This window comes from Microbacterium sp. APC 3901 (genome assembly GCF_030407765.1).
Taxonomy (GTDB): Bacteria; Actinomycetota; Actinomycetes; order Actinomycetales; family Microbacteriaceae; genus Microbacterium.
This window is the reverse complement of sequence record NZ_JASDCU010000010.1, coordinates 127602-150586: the sequence shown is the minus strand read 5'-3', so window position 1 is coordinate 150586 and position 22985 is coordinate 127602. Positions and strand designations below refer to the sequence as shown.

General features: G+C 68.8%; 15 protein-coding genes. 10 read left to right on the top strand and 5 right to left on the bottom strand.

All coding sequences use genetic code 11. The features are described 5' to 3' along the window. Nucleotides 1-10: 10 nt before the first annotated feature. Genes mmsB through QMA07_RS11145 form a run of 3 tightly spaced genes read right to left on the bottom strand, consistent with a single transcriptional unit; the run spans nt 11 to nt 3631 of the window. Nucleotides 11-919, bottom strand: coding sequence for a 3-hydroxyisobutyrate dehydrogenase (gene mmsB, locus QMA07_RS11155; RefSeq protein WP_290161847.1), 909 nt, complete (start codon nt 917-919; stop codon nt 11-13). Next, complete coding sequence (locus QMA07_RS11150) at nt 916-2097, bottom strand: acyl-CoA dehydrogenase family protein (RefSeq protein WP_290161845.1); 1182 nt, start codon at nt 2095-2097, stop codon at nt 916-918. The genes mmsB and QMA07_RS11150 overlap by 4 nt, the downstream gene beginning before the upstream one ends. Before the next feature lie 31 nt (nt 2098-2128). Then, nucleotides 2129-3631, bottom strand: coding sequence for a CoA-acylating methylmalonate-semialdehyde dehydrogenase (locus QMA07_RS11145; protein WP_290161843.1), 1503 nt, complete (start codon nt 3629-3631; stop codon nt 2129-2131). Between the two features lie 208 nt (nt 3632-3839). Between QMA07_RS11145 and QMA07_RS11140 the strand changes: the two genes are divergently transcribed. The 9 genes from QMA07_RS11140 (at nt 3840) to QMA07_RS11100 (ending at nt 14019) form a co-directional block, all read left to right on the top strand. Then, nucleotides 3840-4649 (top strand): ATP-binding cassette domain-containing protein, encoded by an 810-nt coding sequence (locus QMA07_RS11140; protein WP_290161841.1) that lies wholly within the window; start codon nt 3840-3842, stop codon nt 4647-4649. Nucleotides 4650-4720: 71 nt separating this feature from the next. Continuing rightward, nucleotides 4721-5800, top strand: coding sequence for a substrate-binding domain-containing protein (locus QMA07_RS11135; protein ID WP_290161840.1), 1080 nt, complete (start codon nt 4721-4723; stop codon nt 5798-5800). Between the two features lie 40 nt (nt 5801-5840). After that, nucleotides 5841-6851, top strand: coding sequence for an ABC transporter permease (locus QMA07_RS11130; RefSeq protein ID WP_290161838.1), 1011 nt, complete (start codon nt 5841-5843; stop codon nt 6849-6851). After that, complete coding sequence (locus QMA07_RS11125) at nt 6848-7852, top strand: ABC transporter permease (protein WP_290161836.1); 1005 nt, start codon at nt 6848-6850, stop codon at nt 7850-7852. The genes QMA07_RS11130 and QMA07_RS11125 overlap by 4 nt, the downstream gene beginning before the upstream one ends. Then, entirely contained in the window at nt 7849-8814 is a 966-nt protein-coding gene (locus QMA07_RS11120; RefSeq protein ID WP_290161833.1) for an aldo/keto reductase, read from the top strand. Before QMA07_RS11125 ends, QMA07_RS11120 begins: the two co-directional genes overlap by 4 nt. Further along, complete coding sequence (locus tag QMA07_RS11115; protein ID WP_290161831.1) at nt 8807-9955, top strand: ThuA domain-containing protein; 1149 nt, start codon at nt 8807-8809, stop codon at nt 9953-9955. Before QMA07_RS11120 ends, QMA07_RS11115 begins: the two co-directional genes overlap by 8 nt. After that, on the top strand, nt 9948-10949 hold the full coding sequence (locus QMA07_RS11110) for a LacI family DNA-binding transcriptional regulator (protein WP_290161829.1): 1002 nt from the start codon (nt 9948-9950) through the stop codon (nt 10947-10949). The genes QMA07_RS11115 and QMA07_RS11110 overlap by 8 nt, the downstream gene beginning before the upstream one ends. Before the next feature lie 44 nt (nt 10950-10993). Then, on the top strand, nt 10994-13054 hold the full coding sequence (locus QMA07_RS11105) for a beta-galactosidase (RefSeq protein ID WP_290161827.1): 2061 nt from the start codon (nt 10994-10996) through the stop codon (nt 13052-13054). Further along, entirely contained in the window at nt 13054-14019 is a 966-nt protein-coding gene (locus QMA07_RS11100) for an aldo/keto reductase (RefSeq protein WP_290161825.1), read from the top strand. The genes QMA07_RS11105 and QMA07_RS11100 overlap by 1 nt, the downstream gene beginning before the upstream one ends. A 62-nt stretch (nt 14020-14081) precedes the next feature. Here QMA07_RS11100 and pulA read toward each other — a convergent pair whose 3' ends face one another. Beyond that, nucleotides 14082-20114, bottom strand: a complete 6033-nt coding sequence (gene pulA, locus QMA07_RS11095; RefSeq protein WP_290161823.1) for a pullulanase-type alpha-1,6-glucosidase — start codon at nt 20112-20114, stop codon at nt 14082-14084. A gap of 700 nt (nt 20115-20814) precedes the next feature. Here pulA and QMA07_RS11090 point away from each other — a divergent pair. Continuing rightward, nucleotides 20815-21564, top strand: a complete 750-nt coding sequence (locus QMA07_RS11090; RefSeq protein WP_290161821.1) for a DUF559 domain-containing protein — start codon at nt 20815-20817, stop codon at nt 21562-21564. A 150-nt stretch (nt 21565-21714) separates the two neighbouring features. Here the strand turns inward: QMA07_RS11090 and QMA07_RS11085 are convergent, their stop codons facing one another. Further along, nucleotides 21715-22899 carry an acetyl-CoA C-acyltransferase gene (locus tag QMA07_RS11085; RefSeq protein WP_290161819.1) on the bottom strand — a complete coding sequence of 395 codons (1185 nt, stop codon included), beginning with the start codon at nt 22897-22899 and terminating at the stop codon, nt 21715-21717. Nucleotides 22900-22985 lie beyond the last annotated feature (86 nt).

Sequence of the window (22985 nt, the reverse complement as noted above, 5' to 3'; positions counted from 1 at the left end):
AGTATGTCGCTCAGTGTCCGGGAGAGCCGTCGCGGATGTCCGTGATGATGCCCGAGAAGTCACGGGTCGCACCGTCGCCCGCCGCGAAGGAGGCATAGAGCTGCTGCGCGAGCCGCCCCATCTGCGCGTCGGTCGCCGTCTGCTCGATCGCCTGCAGCGCGAGGCCGAGGTCCTTCGCCATCAGCGCACCGGCGAATCCGGGCTGGTAGTCGCGATTCGCCGGGCTGGTCGGCACCGGCCCGGGCACGGGGCAGTTAGTCGTGATCGACCAGCACTGACCGGATGCCTGCGAGACGACGTCGAACAGCGCCTGATGCTCGAGCCCCAGCCGCTCGCCGAGCACGAACGCCTCGGCGACCGCGATCTGCGACACCGCGAGCACCATGTTGTTGCAGACCTTCGCGGCCTGCCCGAGTCCGGGGCCGCCACAGTGCACGATGCGCTTTCCCATGACCTCGAGCACCGGCAGCGCGGCTGCGAAGTCGTCCTCCGAGCCCCCGACCATGAAGGCGAGCGTGCCGTTCTCGGCGCCCACGACACCACCCGACACCGGGGCGTCGACGTTGCGATGCCCGGCTGCGAGCGCCAGGGCGTGGGCGGCACGGGCTTCGTCGACCGCGATCGTCGACGACTCGATGAACAGGGTGTCAGGCCGAGCAGCGGCCAGCAGCTCCGTGCGGTAGGCGTCGATCACATGTCGTCCGGCGGGGAACATCGTGATCACGACGTCGGCCGCGCGCACGGCATCCGCTCCGCTGGCCGCGACGGGGATGCCGGCGGACCGCGCCGCCTCGATCGCGGCAGGTACCAGGTCGAAGCCGTGCACCTCGTGCCCCGCCGCGACCAGGTTCTTCGCCATGGGCAGACCCATGTGGCCGAGTCCGAGGAACGCGATCCGCGCCTTGGCCGCCTCGCTCATGATGCGCTCCGCATCGACGCCGAACCCGCGGGGCGGAGCATCTCACGCCCGACGATCAGTCGCATGATCTCGTTGGTGCCTTCGAGGATCTGATGCACCCGCAGATCACGCACGACGCGCTCGATGCCGTAGTCCTGCAGGTAGCCGTAGCCGCCGTGCAGCTGCAGCGCGCGGTTGGCGACGTCGAATCCGGCATCCGTCGCGAAGCGCTTGGCCATGGCGCAGCGCATGGTCGCATCCGGCGCCTGCTCGTCGACGGCCACGGCGCCGTCTCGGACCATGAGACGCGCGGCCTGCAGATCGGTGCGCATGTCGGCGATCGCGAACATGATGGACTGCTTCTCTGCCAGCGGCTCGCCGAAGGCGACGCGCTCGTGCACGTACTGCACCGCGCGATCGAGGGCCCACTGCGCGCCACCCAGCGAGCAGGCCGCGATGTTGAGGCGGCCTCCGTTGAGCGCCGACATCGCGATCGCGAAGCCACGGCCCTCGTCGCCGAGCATTCCGGATGCCGGGATGCGCACGCCGTCGAGGATCACCTGGCGGGTCGGCTGCGCATGCCAGCCCATCTTCTTCTCCGGCGCCCCGAAGCTCAGGCCCTCGGCGTCTCCGGGAACCAGGAAGGCACTGATGCCGCGGGCACCCGGCTCGCCGGTGCGTGCCATCACCACGTAGACCGCGGCCTCGCCGGCACCCGAGATGAACTGCTTCACGCCGGTGAGCAGATAGTCGTCTCCGTCGCGCACCGCGCTCGTGGCGATGTTCGCGGCATCCGATCCGGCCCCGGGCTCGGTCAGGCAGTACCCGCCGAACTCCTGCATCGTGGTGAGCCGTGGCAGCCACCGGCCTCGTTGCGCGTCGTCGCCGTATGTGTCGATCATCCAGACCACCATGTTGTGGATCGAGATGTAGGCGGCGACGGCAGGGTCGCCCTTGGCGAGCTCTTCGAAGATCGCGACGGTGTCGGAGCGGCTGAGACCGGTGCCGCCGAAGTCCTCGCGCACGTAGATGCCGCCGAGCCCGAGTTCGCCCGCCTTGCCGAGCGACTCCCGCGGGAAGAGGTGCTTCTCGTCGCGCTCGGCCGCGAACGGTGCGAGCTCGGTGTCGGCGAACTCGCGGACGGCGTCGAGAATGGCCTCGCGTTCTTCGGCGGTGGTGGTGACGGTGGTCATGGTCATGTCGATTCCTTGTGGGAGGTCAGCGCGGGGGTCAGTGCATGGTGGGGATCACGAAGCTCGCGCCGTCGCGAATGCCCGCCGCAGGCCAGCGGCTCGTGACGGTCTTGGTCTTCGTGTAGAAGCGGAAGGCGTCGGCGCCGTGCTGGTTGAGGTCGCCGAACCCGCTGCGCTTCCAGCCGCCGAACGTGTAATACGCGATCGGCACGGGGATCGGCACGTTCACCCCGACCATGCCGACCTCGACGCGTGCGGCGAAGTCGCGGGCCGCATCTCCGTCGCGGGTGAAGATCGCGACGCCGTTGCCGTATTCGTGATCGGATGCCATGCGCAGCGCCTCTTCGTAGTCGGCGGCGCGGGCGATAACGAGCACCGGCCCGAAGATCTCCTCACGGTAGATCGCCATGTCGGTGGTCACGTGATCGAACAGCGTCGGGCCGAGGTAGAACCCCTGCTCGTGCCCCTCGACCGTGAAGCCGCGGCCGTCGGCGAGTACCGTCGCCCCCTCGTCGACTCCTTGCTGGATGTATCCCTCGACCCGTTCGACCGCCGCCCGGGTGACGAGGGGGCCGTAATCGACGTCTGGCGCGAGAGAGGGCCCGATGCGCAGCTGCGCCACGCGCTCGGTGAGCCTGGCTGCGAGAGCATCCGCCGTCTGCTGGCCCACCGGAACCGCGACCGAGATCGCCATGCAGCGCTCCCCCGCCGAGCCGTAGCCGGAACCGATCAGTGCGTCGACGGCCTGGTCGAGGTCAGCATCGGGCATGACGATCATGTGGTTCTTGGCACCGCCGAAGCACTGCGCCCGCTTGCCGTGCGCGGCGGCCGTCGAGTAGATGTACTCGGCGATCGGGGTCGAGCCGACGAACCCCACGGCACGGATGCGATCGTCGGTCAACAGCGCGTCGACGGCCTCCTTGTCACCGTGCACGACGTTGAGCACGCCGGCAGGCAGCCCTGCTTCGAGGAACAGCTCGGCGATGCGCACCGGAACGGAGGGGTCGCGCTCGCTGGGCTTGAGCACCACGGCGTTGCCTGCGGCGAGCGCGGGGCCCGCCTTCCACAGCGGGATCATGGCGGGGAAGTTGAACGGAGTGATTGCGGCGACCACTCCGAGCGGCTGCCGCATCGAGTACACGTCGATTCCCGCACCCGCGCCCGTCGAGTACTCGCCCTTGAGCAGATGCGGTGCGCCTGCGGAGAACTCGATGACCTCGAGCCCCCGCTGGATGTCGCCCTTCGCGTCATCGACCGTCTTGCCGTGCTCGCTCGCGAGCAGTTCGGCGAGCGACTGCATCTCTCGCTGCGCGAGATCGAGGAATCGCAGCAGCACCCGAGCGCGTTTCTGCGGGTTGGTCGCCGCCCACTCGGCCTGCGCGGCCTCGGCGTTCGCGATCACGTCGGCGACCTCCGAGGCGGAGGCCAGCGGCACGCGTGCCTGGACGGATCCAGTGCTCGGATCGAACACGTCGGCGAAGCGCCCGCCCTCGGGGGTGAGGTGCTTTCCGCCTACGAAATGGGGAATGGTACGAGTCATTGTGCGATGTCCCTTCGCGCCGTCGTTGGCACTATGACGATGGTACTTCGGTGTCCTGAGATTTACTAGGGCGTCCTTGTAGTTGACATCGTGGGGCTCGCGAGAAAAGTTCTTGCCGGTTCGAGAGGTCGAGAGGTAGAGTCTGAAACGTTTTAACCACCTGAAACGTTTAAAGTCACGTTTCGGCCCTTCGACAATGAGGTTGATCATGGCACTCGCTGCTGACCAGGATCTGGTTCTACACGCCCGCAACATCTCGCGCCGGTACGGTGCGGTCACGGCTCTCGCCGACGCGTCGCTCACCCTGCGCCGCGGCGAGGTCATGGGTCTGGTCGGCGACAACGGAGCCGGCAAGTCGACACTGCTCAAAGTGCTCTCGGGCGCGGTGGTGCCCGACGACGGCACCATCGAGGTCGAGGGCAAGCCGGTCGACTTCCGTCGCCCGACCGACGCCCTGGCCGCCGGCATCGAGACCGTCTACCAGGACCTCGCGCTCGTCGACACGATGTCGGCCGTGCAGAACGTATACCTGGGTCGTGAGGAGCTGTCGAGCAACCCGATCCTCAAGGCGCTGAACATCGTGAACGACCGCGGCATGCGCGCCCGCTCGCGCGAGGTTCTCGCCGAGCTCGGCGTCGGCATCCAGTCGGTGAACGTGTCGGTCAAGGGCATGTCGGGCGGACAGCGCCAGTGTCTCGCGATCGCCCGCGCGCTGCTCTGGGGCCGCAGCATCGTGATCCTCGATGAGCCCACCGCCGCACTCGGCGTGCGCGAGTCGCAGCAGGTGCTCGACCTCATCGGGCGCCTGCGCGAGCACGGAGTCAGCGTGATCCTCGTCAGCCACAACATGCAGCAGCTGCACACCGTCGCCGATCGCGTCACCGTGATGCGCCTCGGTCGGTCGGTCGCCGTGCGCGACATCGCCGACGTCACCGCGCAGGACATCGTCGGCCTGATCACCGGGGCCCTGCCTGCAGACGTCCCCACCCCGGAAGACACCGAGACGCTCGTCAGCTGACGACCACCAGACTTCACCACCCGCAAGAAACCCGCACCACCCGAACACATCCATTCCAGAGGAGCACTGCAATGACGCATCACTCATCCCGCACCGCCCTGCGCCTTCTCGGCGCCGGCGTCGCACTCGTCGCCGGCATCGCGATGGTCGGCTGCGCCGACCAGGCATCCGGCGGCTCCGGCGGAGACGACGACACCTTCACCCTCGGCTTCGCGGTCGGCGGTCAGGCCGACGCCGACTGGCAGGACTACCAGGGCGACGTCGCCCAGGCGCTCGCCGAGCAGCGCGGCTGGAAGTACGTCGAGCTCAGCAACGACGGCGACGAGGCGACGGCCGTCAAGAACGCCGATCTCTTCGTGCAGCAGGGCGTCGACGCGGTCATGATGTTCAACGGACGCCCCGAGGCCAACCCGGTCATCGCGAAGAAGTACGCGGATGCCGAGATCCCGGTCATCACGTTCGACATCGCCCAGGAGGGCTGGTACTTCGTCGGGATCGACAACGCCGCAGCCGGTACCGAGGGCGGGACAGCGCTCGGCGAACTCGCCAAGAGCGAGTGGGACTGCGACGTCGACCTCGTCATCTCGGCGCAGGGCACCGCGGCCGGACAGATCGACACCTGGCGCACCGGCAACGCGGCGACGGCGATCGGCGAGGTCTGCCCCGACATCCCCGAAGACGCGTACGTCGCGTACGAGGCCGACGGCAACCTCACCACCTCGCTGCAGAACGCCCCCGGCGTCTTCGCGGCGCACCCGGACGCCGAGAACATCCTCGTCGTCGGGCTCAACGACCAGGCGGTCGTCGGCGCCCTGCAGGCGGCGACGCAGCTGGGCCGTGACTCCAACATCATGGGCTGGGGCCAGGACGGCGGCCTGATCACGGGCGACAACGTCGACCCGAACCTCGCAGGCAGCGTCATGTACTTCCTCGAGGGGTACGCCGCCTACGCCTTCCAGATCCTCGACGAGATCGCCGCAGGCGATGCACCCGAGGTCAAGGACACGGGCGACGACGCCGCGGTGAGCGTGCAGCCGTGCGCGGTGACCCAGGAGCAGGCCGCCGCGATCCCGGGCATCGAGGAGCGCGTCGCCGAGATCTCCCAGGCCGACGAGGGCACGACCCTCTACGACCTCTACTGCAAGAACTAACCGTTCCTCCCGGATCGGTCTCGAGAAGAACGAGACTCTCATGACGACACCCACCCTCACGGCCGATCCGGCCGCCCCGCGTTCGGGTGCGCGCACAGCGCGCCCGGACGCGGGGAGCCGCACCGCACTGCGCGATGCGCTCACCATCGCCGCGGTCTGGTTCCTGCTCGCGGCGGCCACCACCATCGTCCGCCCGGACTTCCTCTCGACGCAGTCGCTGCTCGCGATCACCTTCACGATGGCGATCTCGGGCGTCCTCTCGGTCGCGCAGGGCATCGTCGTCATCGGCGGCGGGCTGCTCGACCTCAGCCTGCCGGTGGCCCTGGTCGTCAGCGCCTGGGCCACCGTCACCCTCTTGGGTGCCGGTGTGCCCGATCCGCTCGCGGTGCTCTGCGGCATCGTCGCCGGCGGCGCCTGGGGCCTGCTGAACGGCCTGATCGTCGTCTACGGCAAGCTCAACCCGATCATCGTCACGCTCGCCACCGGCTTCGGTGGCCTCGCGATCATGATGATCGGATTCAAGTCGGCGCAGATCCCGTCGGGCTCGGCTCTCCGCGCCTTCGGACTCGGGCAGTTCCTGGGCCTCCCGAACATCTTCTGGCCCATGCTCGTGATCCTCGTGCTCGCAGGGCTCGCCATCACCTGGACGCGCTGGGGCCGACGCCTCACCGCCGTGGGCGGCAACGCCCAGGCCGCTCGCGCCCGCGGCATCTCGCTGCGTCGCGTGCGCCTGGCGACGTTCTCGGGAGCAGGCGCGGTCGCCGGAGTCGCGGGTGTGCTGTTCGCCTCGGTGACCCCGAGCTTCACCCCCAACGCCGGAGCCAGCTACCAGCTCATCGTGATCGCCGCGGTGATCCTCGCAGGCATCAGCCTCTCGGGCGGCAAGGGCAACTTCCTCGTGCTGCTGCTCAGCGTCGGCTTCCTCTCGACCATCCCGGTGTCGATCGCCTTCTTCGGCCTCCCGCCGGCATTCGCGTTGATCTTCCAGGGCGCGCTCCTCATCATCGCCGTCGGCATCGACGGCTTCCGCATCAAGAGAGGTGCACGATGACCATGGCATTCGCCCCGGCATCCGATGTGCAGACATCCGAAGGCCTGCTCCCCCGGGTGCTCGCGTACCTCAAGGGCCCGGTCGGCAGCATCGCGCTGATGCTCGCCGCCGTCGTCATCATCGGCGCCGTCGCGGTCGGCCCGGCGTTCTTCTCAGCCTCGAACGTGCGCATCGTCGGCGTAGCCGTCGCGATCCCGCTGATCGTGGGGGTGCTGGCATCGTTCGCTCTACTCGCCGGCGTCGTCGACCTGTCGATCGGCTCGATGGTCGGCTTCGGCGCCGTGGCCTTCAACCAGCTCGTCGCCTCGGGCATCGATCCGTGGATGGCCGCGGGCGTGACGATCCTGCTCGGAGTCGTCGTCGGCTCGATCAACGCCTTCGTGATCGTAGGTCTCGGTGCCGAACCGCTCGCGGTCACACTGGGCATGCTGACGCTTCTGCGGGGAGTGTGCCAGGCGATCGTCGTGCAGGCCCCACCCACGACCCTCATCGAGCCGCTCTACGACGTCACACAGGGCACCACCTTCGGGATCCCGACCCTGCTGCTGATGGGCGTGGGCCTCACCCTGGTCGCTGCGGGTGTCGTCTCGAAGACGCGCATCGGCCGGAAGATCCAAGCCGTCGGCGGAGACCCTCGGGCCGCCCAGCGCGCCGGCATCTCGGTCGTCCGGGTACGCACGGTCGCGCTGATCGTGAGCGCGGTCGGCGCGGCGATCGGCGGCATCTTCTATGTGGGGCAGCTCGGCTCGGCATCGAACATCCTCGGCACGGGACTCGAGTTCCAGATCTACGCGGCACTGATGATCGGCGGCTACTCGATCACCCGCGGTGGCGTCGGCAACCCGATCGGCGCGCTGCTCGGTCTGCTCGTCGTCGCGGGCATCACGAACATCCTGAACGTGAGCTTCATCGATCCGGACTACCTCGACCTCATCGTCGCCGTGATCCTGCTCGCCGCTGTACTCGTCGACCGCTTCCGCGGTGGGGACGCGTTCGAGTGAGCGCTCGTCAGCAGACGACTCTCGAGCGCCGGGTCCTGGGCCGCACCGGCCTGTCGGTCTCGCCGATCTGCATCGGCACCGCGGCCTGGGGCGTCTCGTCTCCCGTGCACGGTCTGACCGTGCCGGAGGAGGATGCTGTGCAGCTCACGCTCGCCGCCTTCGACAGCCCCGTCACCTTCATCGACACCTCGAACAACTACGGTGACGGCGAGAGCGAGCGCCGTATCGGCCTGGCCGTGCGCCGAGCCGGCGGCGTGCCCGACGGGTTCGTAATCCAGACGAAGCTCGATCGCGACCCCCAGACCGACTCGTTCGACCCCGACCGCATGCGTCGCTCGCTCGACGAGAGCCTCGACCGGCTCGGCATCGACCGGGTGCCGATCCTGCACCTGCACGACCCCGAGCACATCGGGTTCGAGGCCGCGATGGCGCCGGGGGGCCCCATCGAAGTTCTGCAGGCCCTGCGCGACGAGGGCTACGCCGATTTCATCGGCATCTCGGGAGGGCCGGCGCGCATGCTGACGCAGTTCGTCGAGACAAGCGTCTTCGACGTCCTCATCACGCACAACCGCGCCACGCTCGTCGACCGCACGGCCGACGCCCTGCTCGATTCGGCGGCCGCGGCCCGGATCGGCGTGGTCAACGCGGCGATCTACGGCGGGGGGATCCTGGCGAGCTGGCCGAGGACCTCCGACCGCTACCACTACGCACCCGCCGCGCCCGAGATGCTGACCGCGATCGATGCGATGGGAGCGGCATGCGAGCGCCACGGGGTACCCCTGATCACTGCCGCGCTGCAGAGCTCGCTGCGCGACCCCCGCATCCATTCGACCGTGTGCGGACTGGTCACCCCCGCGCAGCTCGACCAGACTGTGCGCATGGCAGAGACCGTCGTTCCCGATGCCCTCTGGGAAGAACTCGAGGCCCTGCGCCCGTCGAAGGAGACCTGGATCGATGACTGACCGCCCGGCCCTTCTCATCACCGGGGTCGGCGCGCACGCCGATCCGTGGCACGGCCTCGCCGCGACAAGCACCGCACTCGCGAGTGTGCTGGAAGAGCGGATGCCGGTGCACCGCCTCGACACCGACGAGGTCGCAGGCGCTCCTGCGCTGACCGACGCCGCGCTGCTCGTCGTCAACATCAGCGGCGACCTCGCGACCGATGCCGCCGCGGCGAGCGCGGTGCTCGATCCGCTGCTCGAGGCCGTGGCCTCCGGCATCCCGCTGCTCGCGGTGCACTCCTCCTCCCTCGCCTTCCGCGACGACCCGCGCTGGGGCGAGCTGCTCGGCGGACGGTGGGTGCCCGGGGTGACCATGCATCCGCAGATCGGGTGGAGCCTGGTGCAGCCGACGGCGCCGCTCGCCCCGTTCCGTGTCTACGACGAGCGCTATTCGTATCTCGAGATCGGCTCGGGCTCGGACCTCCGTGCGGTCCACACCGATGACGGGATCACCCACGCGCTCGCCTGGTCGCGGCGGGGAGTCGCCGGGCATGGCGGGGTCGCCTACTCGGCGCTCGGCCATGGCGTCGAAGCGTACCGATCGGCGGGGACCCGCGAGCTCGTGCATGCACTGGTCGACGAACTGCTCGGCGCCGAGCACACGGCACACCCTGTGCCCTCGTCTCAGCCTGCCACCGGCGCCAGGGCCGACCTCGAGGCCACCGTACTGGACTACGAGCTCATCGCTCTCGCGCCGCGCGGCGTGACCATGGCGGAGACGGGCTTCACGGATCGCTTCGACGACGGCGAGCTGCTGACATCCGGATACCTGCTCGTCGAGCGCCTGCCGAACGGCGGCGCGGCGCTGCGCAGCCACGGTCGCGACGTCGGACGGATCATCGCCGACGCACTCGGGCTCGAGGTGGATCTGCTCGGTGCCGAGGTCGACGGACGGACGCTGCGGGCAGAGGCCGCCGGCATCGCGCTCGTCGCCGAAGCGGGCGAATGGCGAAGCACAGGCGATGGATCTGCGATCCTGCTCGGAGAGGACTGGCGCGTCGTCGTCGTGCACGGCCCGGCGTCGACCAAGCTCGACAATCGCATCCGGCTGCTCGACGACCTGAGGGCGCTGCCCGAGACGCAGAAGGAGCAGCATGCCTGATATCGGCCTGCGAGACGTCGCCGAACGTGCGGGGGTCTCGATCGGCACCGTCTCGAACGCGCTCAATCGACCCGAGCTCGTGTCCGAGGCGTCGGCGGCCCGGGTCGCCGCAGCGGTCGACGAACTCGGCTACGTGCCCAACATCGCCGCCCGCCAGCTGAAGGCCGGACGCAGCGACGCCATCGGGTTCTCAGTGATCAACATCACCAACCCGTTCTTCGCCGACCTCGCGTTCGGTGCCGAAGAGCAGGCGCTGACCGCCGGATACTCGGTGATCGTCGGCAACGGCTTCGACTCCGCCGAACGCGAGTCGCGCTACCTCGACCTGTTCGAGCGGCAGCGGGTCGACGGGGTGCTCATCGCCCCGGTCGAGTACCACGAGGAGTATCTCGAGCGCTTCCGCCGCCGGGGCGTGCCGGTCGTGCTCGTCGATCAGCGGCATCCGAACGGCACGTTCTCGTCGGTCTCCGTCGACAACCGGCTCGGCGGACGCATCGCGGCGCAGGCGCTGCTCGACGGCGGATGCCGACACCTCGCCTTCGTGGGCGGCCCGACGTCGCGCGAGCAGATGAGCGAGCGTCTCGCGGGGCTGCACGAGGTGGCGGATGCCGCGGGCGTGCGCACCACGCTCATCGAGACGACCACCCTCAACACCGGACTCGGCCGCGAGATCGGCGAACAGATCGCCGACCTGCGGGCGGCCGACCGCCCGGACGGGATCTTCGCCGGAAACGACCATCTCGCCCTCGGACTGCTGCAGGGTCTCGTCGGACGCGGGCTGCGCGTGCCCGAGGACATCTCTCTCGTCGGCTACGACGACATCGAGTTCGCCGGCGCAGCGGTGGTGCCGCTGACCTCGGTGCGCCAGCCGGCTCGCGAGATGGGAGCCCGGGCGATCGAGCTGCTCATGCACCATCTCGCAGGGTCCGACGATCCGATCGAAGCGCGCTTCGTGCCCGAGCTCGTCGTGCGAGCCTCGACCCGCACCCTCTGACCTTCCCACCGACCGGTCATCGCGACCACCGACCCAGGAGACCCATGCATTACGGCGCCGACTACAACCCCGAGCAGTGGCCACGAGAGGTGTGGCCCGAAGATGTGCGGCTCATGCGCGAAGCGGGCGTGACGATGGTGAGCCTCGGCATCTTCTCGTGGTCGCGCATTCAGCCGGCCGAGGGCGAGTTCGACTGGGAGTGGCTCGACGAGATCGTAGGGCTCCTGCACGATGGCGGTATCCAGGTCGATCTCGCCACCGCCACCGCATCCCCTCCACCATGGGCCACGACCGCCTACCCCGAGATGCTGCCGCAGGATGCCGACGGCACGACCTTCTGGCCGGGCAGCCGGCAGGCGTTCGCCCCCTCCTCTCCGGTCTACCGCCGCCTGGCCGCGGAGCTCGTCACGGCTCTCGCCGAGCGCTATGCGCAGCATCCGGCCGTCGTGCTCTGGCATGTCAACAACGAGTACGGATGCCACCTGCACTACGACTACTCCGACTCGGCGCGCGACGCCTTCCGCGTGTGGCTGCAGCGCAAGTACTCCACGATCGACGCGCTGAACCACGCCTGGGGCACCGACTTCTGGTCGCAGCGCTACACCGCGTTCGAGCAGATCGTACCGCCGCGCAAGGCGCCGTACAGCATCAATCCGACGAGTGTGCTCGACTTCAAACGGTTCACCTCCGACACACTGCTCGAGCTGTACGTCATGGAGCGTGACATCATCCGCGCCTCGGGCGCGACCCAGCCGATCACGACGAACTTCATGGGCGCGTTCCCGCCGGCCGACTACTGGAAGTGGGCGGCCGAGGTCGACGTGATCAGCGACGACAACTACCCCGACCCCAACGACCCTGAGTCGTTCCGCGGGGCGGCGTTCGCCCGCGAGCTGATGCGCGGCCTGAAGCCCGGCGTGCCGTGGATCCTCACCGAGCAGTCGACGAACGCCCTGAACTGGCGACCGACCAACGCGCCGAAGGCACCGGGCCAGATGGCGGCGATCAGCGCCCAGGCGGTCGGCCGCGGCGCCGACGGCATCATGTTCTTCCAGTGGCGCCAGTCGCGCCGAGGCAGCGAGAAGTTCCACTCGGCGATGGTGCCGCAGGCGGGGCTCGACACACGCACGTGGCGCGAGGTCGTCGAGCTCGGAGGCCAGCTCGCCCAGCTGCCCGATCTGCCGGACGTCTCATCGGGGGCGAAGATCGCGCTCGTCTTCGACTGGGAGAACTGGTGGGCCATCGACGGCCGCGACCACCCGATCGTGCTCGACTACCTGACGCTCGCCCACCGCTGGTACGCGGCGCTGCACCGGCAGAACCTCGCGGTCGACATCGTGAACACGACCAGCGATCTCAGCGCCTACTCGCTCATCGTCGCACCGCAGCAGTACCTGCTCGGCGACGAAGGTGCGGCGAACCTCTCGGCCTACGTCGAGAAGGGCGGCACCCTGTTCGTCTCGGCGTTCAGCGACGTGGTCGACCAGGACGACGCGTTCCGCGAGGGCGGATTCATCGTCTCGCTGCGCGATGTTCTCGGGGTCGCGCTCGAGGACTTCGGGGCGCTCGTGCCGCCCGAGTCCGTGCGCTCGGCCGATTCGGCCGGAGAGGTCGCGAGCCACGCCGTGCCCGATGGGCCCGGTCAGTCCGAGGCACCGCTCGACGGACCCGCCGGTCGCATCATCGGGCAGTACTTCGCCGAAGAGCTGATCGTGCAGGATGCCGAAGTGCTGGGCCGCTTCACAGAGGGTCGCACCGCCGGGCGCGCGGCCTTCACCCGCAAGCGAACCGGGGCCGGCCGCGGGTACTACCTCGCGACGATCCCCGACGACGACGGCATGCGCGCCGTGCTGGGCTGGCTCGCCGCCGACGCCGGGGTGGCGGCAGAGATCGAGGGGCTGCCCGAGCACGTCGAGATCGCGCGTCGCGGCGGCATCCTCACCGTGATCAACCACAGTGTCGAGCCTTTCGCCGTCGACGTGCCAGGAACCGATGTGCTCACCGGGTCGACCGATGCACGCCGCGAACTCGGCGCGTACGGCTGGGCGTTCATCGACACGAGCGACTCGTCGTCATCGCAGCACTCACAGAAGGAGAACAGCTGATGCAGTACACACGTCTCGGACGAGCGGGGGCGCGCGTGAGCCGCCTGGCTCTCGGCACCATGAACTTCGGTCCGGTGATCGACGAGGACGCCTCGCGCGCCATCCTGGACCGCGCGATCGACGCCGGCATCGACTTCATCGACACGGCCGACGTCTACGGCGGCGGCCGGTGGGGCGACCACCCCGGACAGTCGGAGGAGATCGTCGGACGCTGGATGAAGGACCGCGGAAACCGCGACGACCTGATCGTCGCGACCAAGGTGTTCGGCGTGATGGGCCCTCGATCGAACGATCGGGGTCTGTCGGCGGTGCACATCCGCGCCTCGGTCGAGGACTCGCTGCGGCGACTCGGCACCGACCACATCGACCTGTACCAGATGCACCACATCGACCGCGACGTGCCTCTCGACGAGACGCTCAGCGCCTTCGCGACGCTGCGCGAGCAGGGCAAGATCGTCTACCTCGGCAGCTCGAACTTCGCCGGCTGGCACCTCGCGCGCGTGCACGAGATCGCTGCGGCCGCTGGCTATCCGGCCCCGGTCACAGAGCAGTCCCTGTACAACCTCACCGAGCGCACCGTCGAGCTCGAGGTCGTGCCCGCCGCTGAGCAGTACGGCATGGGGCTGCTGCCCTGGTCGCCGCTCGCCAGCGGGCAGCTCGGCGGCGTGCTGCAGAAGACCGACCGCTCCCGGTCGAGCCTCGACGCGCTCGGCGACCGACGTCCTGCGATCGAACGCTACGAGGCGTTCTGCGCCGAGCTCGGCATCCGCCCCGGGGTCGTCGCGATCGCCTGGCTGCTGCACCAGCCGGCGGTGACCGCGCCCGTGATCGGTCCGCGCACGATCGACCAGCTCGACTCGGCCGTCGAGGCGCTCGACGTGACGCTGGACGCCGACACGCTCGCCGAGCTCGATCGCATCTGGCCGGGTCCCGGTGGGCCCGCTCCCGAGGCGTACGCCTGGTAGCGAATCCGCAACGAAGAGACCGGATGCCGGGGACATGCGCCCCGGCATCCGGTCTCTTCGTTCTAGTAGACGATCACGGGCAGACTGCGCGGGCCGCGAGAGTCCTGCCACGGCTCCGTGCCGTCGAACCGCACCGTGAGCAGGTGAATTCCACGACCGAGCTTCGGCACCGAGACCGTGACCCTGCCCTTGTCCGCCGGGGTCAGCTCGGCCGTCGCGACGACCTTGCCGCGGTCGTGCACCGTCACGGTGCCCACCGGGGCCGTGTCGTCGTCGGCGGTGACCGTCACCTTCACGGTCGCGCTCTTGCCCACCTTCACGAGGACGTCCGACGTAGCTCGCACCCGGGTGTCGAGCGGCTGCACCTGGTCGTCGACGAGCACGGCGACCGAACGGGCGGGGATCGTCACGGTGCCGGTCGCGGCATCCCAGGTGGTGGTCTTGACCACGGCATCCGCTCCGTTCGCCTGGGCCGGCGTCAGCGCGAACGAGCGCCCGGCCAGGCCCGCAACCGTCTGCGTGACCGGCGTGGGTGACGAGTTGAACGCGACGAGTGCTCCGTCGAGCTCGGCGTCGGCATCGGGACCTGCCAGGTCGTCGATCTGCATGAGGATCACGCCCGGCGCTGCGTCCGCTCCACCGTTCGGGAAGGTGACCTTCTGCTGGATCAGCTCGGCGGAGCCGAGACGCAGCAGGTCGACCTCTTCGCGCACCCGCAGCAGATCGAGGGCGGATGCCTCGGCTGCCGCCATGTCGACGGGAGCCGGCTTGAGCGCGGGGTCGGCGAGAAGCGGCGCCATGATCGGCCACTTCTCCTCGTTGTCGGCCGCGGCCGGGAGCCCGGAGCCGAACGTCGACTCCTGCCCCGTCCAGTCGATGCGGTTGAACCAGTCCCCGGCGTTGTAGCTGTTGCGGTCGAGGGACTTCGAGCGCAAGAGCTCGGTGCCCGCGTGCCAGAAAGAGGGCGACTGCGAGAGCGTCACGGTCGCCAGCGACAGTGTGTTCATGCGCACGCGGTCGGCCATCGGAGTGTCCTCGGGCAGCTTGAGCACCGAGAGATCGTAGAGCGTCTCGTTGTCGTGCGCGTCGACGTAGTTGATCACCTCGTCGGGCTGGTCGGCATAGCCGGCCGCTGAGCCGCGGTAGTCGATGCCGTCGCCCGCCGTCACCGCGCCGTCGCTCGTCGTGAACGAGAAGTCGCGCAGGTTGCCCACGAGCCCGAGCTTGACCAGATCGGTCTCGTGTCCGAGGTCGGCGAGCGCCTGCTCGACGGTGCCGTTGATCGGGTCGCCGTTCGGATCGGTGCCGAGACCGGTGCCGAACCCCTGGCGGAACGTCGACGACGAGTCGACCGGGCTTCCGCCATGCACGGCATCGCGCAGCCGATCGTTGAAGGTCCCGATGCCGGTGCCGCCGAGCTGGCCCTGCGTGGCCTGCTCGAACAGGGCGTTGTCGGCGACCTCACCGAAGTTCCAGCCTTCGCCGTACAGGTGGATCGCGGATCCGTCGACGCCGTCCTTCTTGAGGGTCAGCGCGTCGAGCGCGTCACGGATCGCCTGCATGTTCGTCGTCGAATGGTGCCCCATGAGGTCGAACCGGAAGCCGTCGACCTTGTAGTCACGCGCCCAGGTCACGATCGAGTCGACCATGAGCTTCTCGGCGCCGAGGTGCTCGGTCGCGACGTTCTGGCAGCACGTCGAGGTCTCGACGCCACCCGCCGCGTTGAGCCGGTGGTAGTAGCCGGGAACCACCTGGTCGAGCACCGACTTCTCGGCCTGACCGGATGCAGCGGTGTGGTTGAACACCTGGTCGAGCACGACCTGCAGGTCCATGTCGTGCAGCGCACCGACCATCGACCGGAACTCGCTCACCCGGGCGCCGCCCTCGGCATCGACCGCGTACGAGCCCTCGGGGGTCGAGAAGTGGTACGGGTCGTAGCCCCAGTTGAACGCATCGGCATCGGCGACGGCCTGGATGCACGCCTGCTGCGTCGCGTCGGCAGGGCCGAACGAGGCGAGGTCGCAGTCGGGCACGGCCTGTGCCGCTCTGTCTTCCTCGATCGACGCGATGTCGAATGAGGGCAGCAGATGCACGGTGTTGATGCCGGCATCCGCGAGCTGTGTCAGCTGGTCGGTGCCCGCACTGTCGCGCGCGAATGCGAGGTAGGTGCCGCGCTCCTCGACCGGAACCGTCTCGTCGCTGATCGAGAAGTCGCGGATGTGCAGCTCGTAGATGGCGCGGTCGACCGCGCGCTCGACGACCGGCGCCTCGGCCTTCTGCCACTGCTTCGGCTGCCAGGCCTTGTCGTCGAGATCGATGGCGACCGAACGCTGCGAGTTCAGCGTGAGGGCCGTCGAGTAGGGGTCGGTGACCTGGTTGGTCTCGATCGCGCCGGCGGTCGGAGCGTAGACGACGACCTCCCAGAGGTACTCGTCACCCTTGAGATCCTTCTTGCCCTTGACCGACCAGACACCGGATGCGGAATCCCACGTGGCCTCGTGGCGCACGGGGCCGCCCTCTGCACCCTCGTTCCAGGTGAGCAGCGTCGCGCTCTGCGCAGTCGGCGCCCACAGCCGGAAGGTCGGGTTCTTGCCCGAGAACGTCACACCGAGCTCGACGTCGGCGAGGGCAGCGGCGTAAAGGTCGTCGACCACTCCCGCGATCTGCACGCCGCTGAACGCCGTGAGCGTGCCCGCCTCGTCGCGCTGGGCGACCGCGAGCTGCGTGCGCAGCAGCGCAGCAGCATCCGCATCGGCCACCCGCAGAGCGAGGTAGCCGTCGAGCGCCGGGAATCGGGCGAGCTGCTCGTCGCTCAGGCCGCCCTCGATCACCTCGAGCGCGATCGGCCCTGCTCCCGTGACCTCTCCGTCGGCCACAGCGAGTGACGCGTCGGCCGACGAGTACAGCTGGTAGGCAGCCCGGTCGACCGAGCCGAGGGTCGCCGGCCACGCGATCGTCTCGGCATCGACCCAGTGCGCGCGCTGTTCGCCGGCGCCGGGAAGCTGCGGGGTGTCGCTGCCGACCTCGAGGACGTGCGTCGCCAGCGTGTAGCGGAACGACGTCACCGTGCCCTCCGTGGCGCTGAACGAGATGTTCGCGCCGCCCGGCACTCCGTCGGCGCCGTAGTTCTCAGCCCAGCTCAGGCCGTGTGCGACCTTGAGCTCATAGGCGCCGGTCGGCAGATCCGCGGTCGAGAACTCGTAGACGCCGTCACGGTCGCCGTCGGCCATCAGCGTGCCGAGGCAGTCGGGCGACCAGTCGGCCGCACAGCCGAGCTCGTCCTGCAGCGAGCCGGGCAGCGTCACGATGGGGCCGTCTGCCGTGGACTGCACGATGTTCGTGCGCGGGTCGAAGTAGAAGGTGATCGGTCCGCCCGCGTGGGTGAGCGTGACGTTCGCACCGTCGGGTACGCCGTTCGCTCCGTAGTTGATCGCCCAGCTGCCGTTCACTGCGGCCTTGTACTCGTAGTCACCGGCAGGCAGGTCGAACGTACCCGCCCACACTCCGTCGGCACGCAGAGCCAGCGTGGCTTTCTCGCACGCCGGGTCCCAGTCGCCTGCGCAGCCCATCTCGGAGTTGAGGCTGCCGGGAACCGTCAGCATGTCGATCGGCGACTCGGGCTCCTCGCCGACCTCGAGCGTCACGGCATTGCCGACCGACGCGTAGGTCGAGGCGGCGGCATGGTTTCCGGCGGCATCCGTCGTCACTGCCCGATACTCGATCAGCGTGCCGTTCGCGAGATCGCGGATGTCATGGAAGACCCGCGGATCCGTGTCTTCCGCCGTGCCGAGAGGCTGCCAGTCGTCCGAGCCGACGACGCGCCAGGCGAAGCTGGTCTGCGCCCACTGGTCGGCGATGTCGGCCTGCACGGCGGACTGTCCGGTGACACCGGCTCCGGCGGTCGGCACGGCTACCTCGACGGATGCCGCCTCGGTCGGGGCCGTGACGGTGGAGTCGGCTTTCCAGACCACGGCCGACAGAGCGGGCACCGTGATCGAGGCAGCCGCACCGGCATCCGTCGTGAGGGGTGCGGCGTCGCCGTAGAGCACCTCGTACGACGCATCGGCGGTGAGCGTCGCGAGGTCGACCGTCTGCGGTGTCGCGGCGTTGTTCACCGCGACCAGGTACTCGACTCTGTTGTCGGCATCGACCCGAGAGAAGGCGTAGACCCCCGCGCCGGCCGCCGCATAGCGCTCGATCTGCGCACCCTCGCCGAGCGCCGGGTTCGCCTCACGGAGTTCGGAGAGCGCGGCGATGTGCTCATAGAGCGCGGCATCCGTCGCGTAGCGGTCGACGGAGCCGGCCTGCTCGCCCGTGATCAGGTTCTGGTCGGCGTACTCGGCCACCTGGGTGGCGAACAGCGACTGCCTGGCGTTCTTGTCGCCGCCGGCGCCCGTGAAGCCCTGCTCGTCGCCGTAGTAGACGACGGGCTGGCCGCGGGTGAGGAACATGAGCTCGTGCGCCAGCTCGTCGCGCTGCAGCGGAGCATCCGTCGACTGAAGGAAGGATCCGACCCGCCCCATGTCGTGGTTGCCGAGGAACGTAGGCAGGGCGGTCGACGACGAATCGGGTGTCGTGTAGCGGTCGTCACCCGCGAACAGGGACTGCAGCCCCCTGGCCGAGTTGCCCGACGCGTAGCTGACGGCGGAGGACTGGAACGTGAAGTCGAGGATCGAGTTCATGTCGGTGTCTCGCACGTACGGCGCGAGCTTCACCGGATCGGCATCGTAGACCTCGCCGAACATGAAGAAGTCGTCGTTGCCCTGCTCATGGGCGTAGTCGAGGACGTCGGCGGTCCACTTCTCCCAGAACTCGAAGTTCACGTGCTTGACCGTGTCGATGCGGAAGCCGTCGATCCCGAGATCGATCCACTGGTTGTACACCTCGACGAAGCCGTTGACGACCGTCGGGTGCTCGGTCATCAGGTCGTCGAGCCCGTCGAAGTCGCCGTAGGTGACCGACTCGCCCGACCAGGTCGAGTTGCCGCGGTTGTGGTACAGCGTGGGGTCGTTCAGCCAGGCGGGAACTTTGACGTCGGCCTCGCTGTCGGCGACCACCGGCGTGTAGGGGAAGCTCGTCGCCGGGTCGAGCTCGGGGAAGCCGTCGGTGCCCGCGTGGTCGGCCGGATCGAACGCCGCGCCCGCGGCATCCGTGTAGGGGCTGGTCGCCTGGTCGATGTAGGAGTACTGGCCCTCGGTGTAGTCGATCACGTCGGCCGTGTGGTTCGTGATGATGTCGAAGTACACCTTGATGCCGCGGTCATGGGCCTCGGCGATCAGCGCCTGCAGCTCCTCGTTGGTACCGAGGTGCGGGTCGATGCGTGTGAAGTCGGTGATCCAGTAGCCGTGGTACCCGGCCGAGGCGTTCGCGCCATCGCCCTGCACCGGCTTGTTGGCGAAGCTCGGAGTCAGCCAGATGGCCGACGTGCCGAGGCCCTCGATGTAGTCGAGGTTGTCACGGATGCCGGCGATGTCGCCGCCCTGGTAGAAGCCCTTGTCTGTGGGGTCGAACCCGGTCGCGAGCCTGTCGCCCTCGAGGCCGCCGGTGTCGTTGGAGGTGTCACCGTTCGCGAAGCGGTCGGTCATCACGAAGTAGAACTGCTCACCGGCCCCGGCCTGGCGCACCGGGCTCGTTATCAGTGCGTCGTCGCCTGCCGTGTATCCGCCGCGCAGGTCGGTGGTCTCGAGACCCACCCGCTTGAGGTTGTCGTCGAACGTGAAGCGGAGAGTCGTCGGGCCCGCGACCGTGAGAGGGATGTCGTCGGCGCCGCCGTCGAGGCCATACGCCTCGTCCCAACCGTCGTTCAGCGCGACCTTGTACTCGTAGCTGCCCGCTGGCACCTCGAACTCGGCGGAGTAGATGCCCTCCGCGCCCGTGGGCTCGAGCTCGGTCTCGGCGCAGTCGGGCGCCCAGTCGGCAGCGCAGCCGAGCTCGGACTGCAGCGAGCCCACGAGGGCCGCCGTGCGATCTGCGGCGGAAGCGGGCGGCGTGCCGAGGACGCCGGCTGTGCCGAACCCCGAGACGACGAGCGCGGTGGCGGCGATGAGGGCGAGCGGACGTGAGGCGGTCGTCTTCGACCGAGCCGACTTGAACAAGAGATGCTCCCTGGGTGGCGGGCGGACACGACGACGTGTCCGAAGGCTTGCGAGTGAAGCTAGCAGGGTGTCGCCGAGGACTGCAAGCGCTTGCAGAGGTGCTTTGGCGAAAAGTCACGGGCCAACGCTGCGCCGTTGGCCGAAAGTCGCAAGCGCTTCCAGAGCCACGACTCCCGGAGGGTGACGATTTCTCGCCGTGTTCACCCTCCGGACACCTTCGCCGACTACAACTGCAGGTGCGCGGACACAGACTCAGACCGGATCGGGTAGTCACGTCATCCGCGCAAACGGTGAGCGTCTGCTCCCGAAGACCCCCGCCGAATCGGGTCGGCGGGGGTCTTCTCTGTCTTCAGAGCGTTCAAATCGCGTGAATGACCCCATTTCGACGGAATATCGGGCCATTCTCGCGATTCGAAGGCCCCTGGTTGTGGACAACACAATCGGGCTGTCGGAATCATGTCACCGTGGCGCCATGGGACGAACGCAAAAGCTTCCAGATGAATGCGGCGACGGATTCCCGGTCCGAATCGCTCGCCTGCACGGGGTGAGCCGCAGTCGCCTTCGCGGTCGGGACCTGGAGGCGCCGTTCCACGGAGTACGCATCCTCCGCGGAAGCACACCGTCTTTCCGCGACATCGAGGATCCATACGAACGGCAGCGGCAGGCGCGGGTTCACCGGGCGCGCACCTATGCTCCCGGGATGCACCCGGGCCATTTCTTCAGCCACCAGACCGCAGCGTCGATCTGGGGTGCACCGTTGCCCCTGGAGTTCACTGACGCAGACGAGATCGCGGGCTATACCGAGCTGCCCCTCCACGTCAGCGCTGCCGGACCGACTCCGTTCCCCCGAGCGGCCGGGATCAAGGGGCACCGGACCCTCGCGAGCCTCACTTCGATCAGCGATCAGGGTGGCCTCCGGGTCACGTCCGCGGCCGCCACCTGGGTGTCGCTGGGAACACTCCCCCTACTCGATGTCGTGGCGCTCGGAGACTACCTGTGCAGGACTTGGCGGCAGGGCCGGGGCCGACCGTCGCCGGGCCGCCCGCCCCTCAGCACCGTCGACGAGCTCCGAGCATCGCTAGATGCCGGACGGCGCCGCGGCGCCGCGCGCCTCCGTGCGGCGATCGATCTGATCCGAGAGGACTCCTGGTCGCCTCGAGAGACGAAGGTGCGATGCATCCTCATCACGGCTGGTCTTCCCGAACCCGAGCTCAATGTCGACCTCTTCGACGATCGCGGTCGCTTTCTCGGTTGCGTGGACATGGCCTATCGGCACGAACGCGTCATCATCGAATACCTCGGGATGCTGCACGGTGACAGGTGGGCGGCGGACGTGGAGCGCATCGCGGGTCTGCGCGCAGCCGGCTGGACGGTCATCGAGGTGACGTCACCGCTCCTGAAGAACCCGGAAGAGCTCGTGCGTCGCGTCGCCGCGGCTTTGCGGCGCTGATCTGCTTCCGCTCGAATCGCGTGAATGACCGCATTCGGAGAGAGTTTCGGGTCATTTGCGCGATTCGAACGCCCCTGATGGTGGACAACACGATCGGCCCGCATATCGGGTCAATCGCGCGATTCGAAGGGCAGGATGCGGATGCCGGGGCTACAGGCGCTCGATGATCGTGGCGTTCGCCATGCCGCCGCCCTCGCACATGGTCTGCAGGCCGAAGCGTCCGCCGACCGCATCGAGGTGGTCGATCAGAGTTCCGAGCAGACGGGTGCCCGATGAACCGAGAGCGTGTCCGAGGGCGATCGCCCCTCCGCGCGGGTTGAGCTTCGCGGCATCCGCCCCGAGCTCCGCCGCCCACGCGAGCGGCACGGACGCGAACGCCTCGTTGACCTCGTAGGCGTCGAGGTCATCGATCGTGAGTCCGGTGCGTTCGAGGATGCGCCGCGTGGCGGGGATCGGCCCTGTGAGCATCATGAGCGGATCGTCTCCGACAACGCTGAACGCGTGGAACCTGGCTCGTGGCGTGAGGCCCAGCTGTTCGGCCCGCTCGGCGCTCATCAAGAGAGCGGCAGATGCTCCGTCGGTGAGGGGTGACGAGTTTCCGGGCGTGATCCGCCAGTCGAGCTCGGGGAAGCGGGCAGCGAGCGCGTCCGTGCGGAACGCCGGGTTCAGCCCTGCCAGCCCCTCGGCGGTCGTGCCGGCGCGGACGGTCTCGTCGGCCACGGCATCCTGCGCCTCGGCGACCGGGATCACCGTGCGGTCGAAGAATCCCGCGTGCCACGCGGCGGCCGCACGTCGGTGCGACTCGGCGGCGTACTCGTCGAGCGCTGCGCGGTCGAGGCCCCAGTGCTGGGCGATCAGCTCGGCCGAGACTCCCTGGTTCACGAGACCATCGGGATAGCGCTCGCGCAGCCGGGGCGACATCGGGCTTCCGCCGACCGCCGACGACCCGAGCGGCACGCGGCTCATCGACTCGACACCGCCGACGATGACCGCATCGTACGCGCCGGCCATGATCCCCTGCGCGGCGAAGTGCACCGCCTGTTGACTCGACCCGCACTGACGATCGATCGTCGTGGCGGGAACGATCTCGGCGAAACCTGCAGCGAGCACGGCCTGTCGAGCGATGTTCGACGACTGATCGCCCACCTGGCTCACGCAGCCGAGGATCACGTCGTCGATCTGCAGCGAGTCGAGGCCGTTGCGTTCGAGGATGGCGGCGAGCGCGCCCGCCGCCAGATCGACCGGGTGCACGCCCGACAGGGCACCCCCCGGTTTGCCCCGCCCGACGGGGGTGCGGACGATATCGACCAGGACGGCTTCGCTGCGCGTGCTCATGCCTCCTATTCTCACCCTGCCGCAGGGTCGCGTCGCGGGACGCCGACATCGATGGCGGATGCCGTCTTCGCGCGCCGCGAAAACGG

Bases quoted from the DNA above. Each gene is read 5' to 3' on its own strand.
- mmsB (WP_290161847.1), bottom strand. From the start codon at position 919: ATGAGCGAGGCGGCCAAGGCGCGGATCGCGTTCCTCGGACTCGGCCAC.
- QMA07_RS11150 (WP_290161845.1), bottom strand. From the start codon at position 2,097: ATGACCATGACCACCGTCACCACCACCGCCGAAGAACGCGAGGCCATT.
- QMA07_RS11145 (WP_290161843.1), bottom strand. From the start codon at position 3,631: ATGACTCGTACCATTCCCCATTTCGTAGGCGGAAAGCACCTCACCCCC.
- QMA07_RS11140 (WP_290161841.1), top strand. From the start codon at position 3,840: ATGGCACTCGCTGCTGACCAGGATCTGGTTCTACACGCCCGCAACATC.
- QMA07_RS11135 (WP_290161840.1), top strand. From the start codon at position 4,721: ATGACGCATCACTCATCCCGCACCGCCCTGCGCCTTCTCGGCGCCGGC.
- QMA07_RS11130 (WP_290161838.1), top strand. From the start codon at position 5,841: ATGACGACACCCACCCTCACGGCCGATCCGGCCGCCCCGCGTTCGGGT.
- QMA07_RS11125 (WP_290161836.1), top strand. From the start codon at position 6,848: ATGACCATGGCATTCGCCCCGGCATCCGATGTGCAGACATCCGAAGGC.
- QMA07_RS11115 (WP_290161831.1), top strand. From the start codon at position 8,807: ATGACTGACCGCCCGGCCCTTCTCATCACCGGGGTCGGCGCGCACGCC.
- QMA07_RS11110 (WP_290161829.1), top strand. From the start codon at position 9,948: ATGCCTGATATCGGCCTGCGAGACGTCGCCGAACGTGCGGGGGTCTCG.
- QMA07_RS11105 (WP_290161827.1), top strand. From the start codon at position 10,994: ATGCATTACGGCGCCGACTACAACCCCGAGCAGTGGCCACGAGAGGTG.
- QMA07_RS11100 (WP_290161825.1), top strand. From the start codon at position 13,054: ATGCAGTACACACGTCTCGGACGAGCGGGGGCGCGCGTGAGCCGCCTG.
- QMA07_RS11090 (WP_290161821.1), top strand. From the start codon at position 20,815: ATGCACCCGGGCCATTTCTTCAGCCACCAGACCGCAGCGTCGATCTGG.
- QMA07_RS11085 (WP_290161819.1), bottom strand. From the start codon at position 22,899: ATGAGCACGCGCAGCGAAGCCGTCCTGGTCGATATCGTCCGCACCCCC.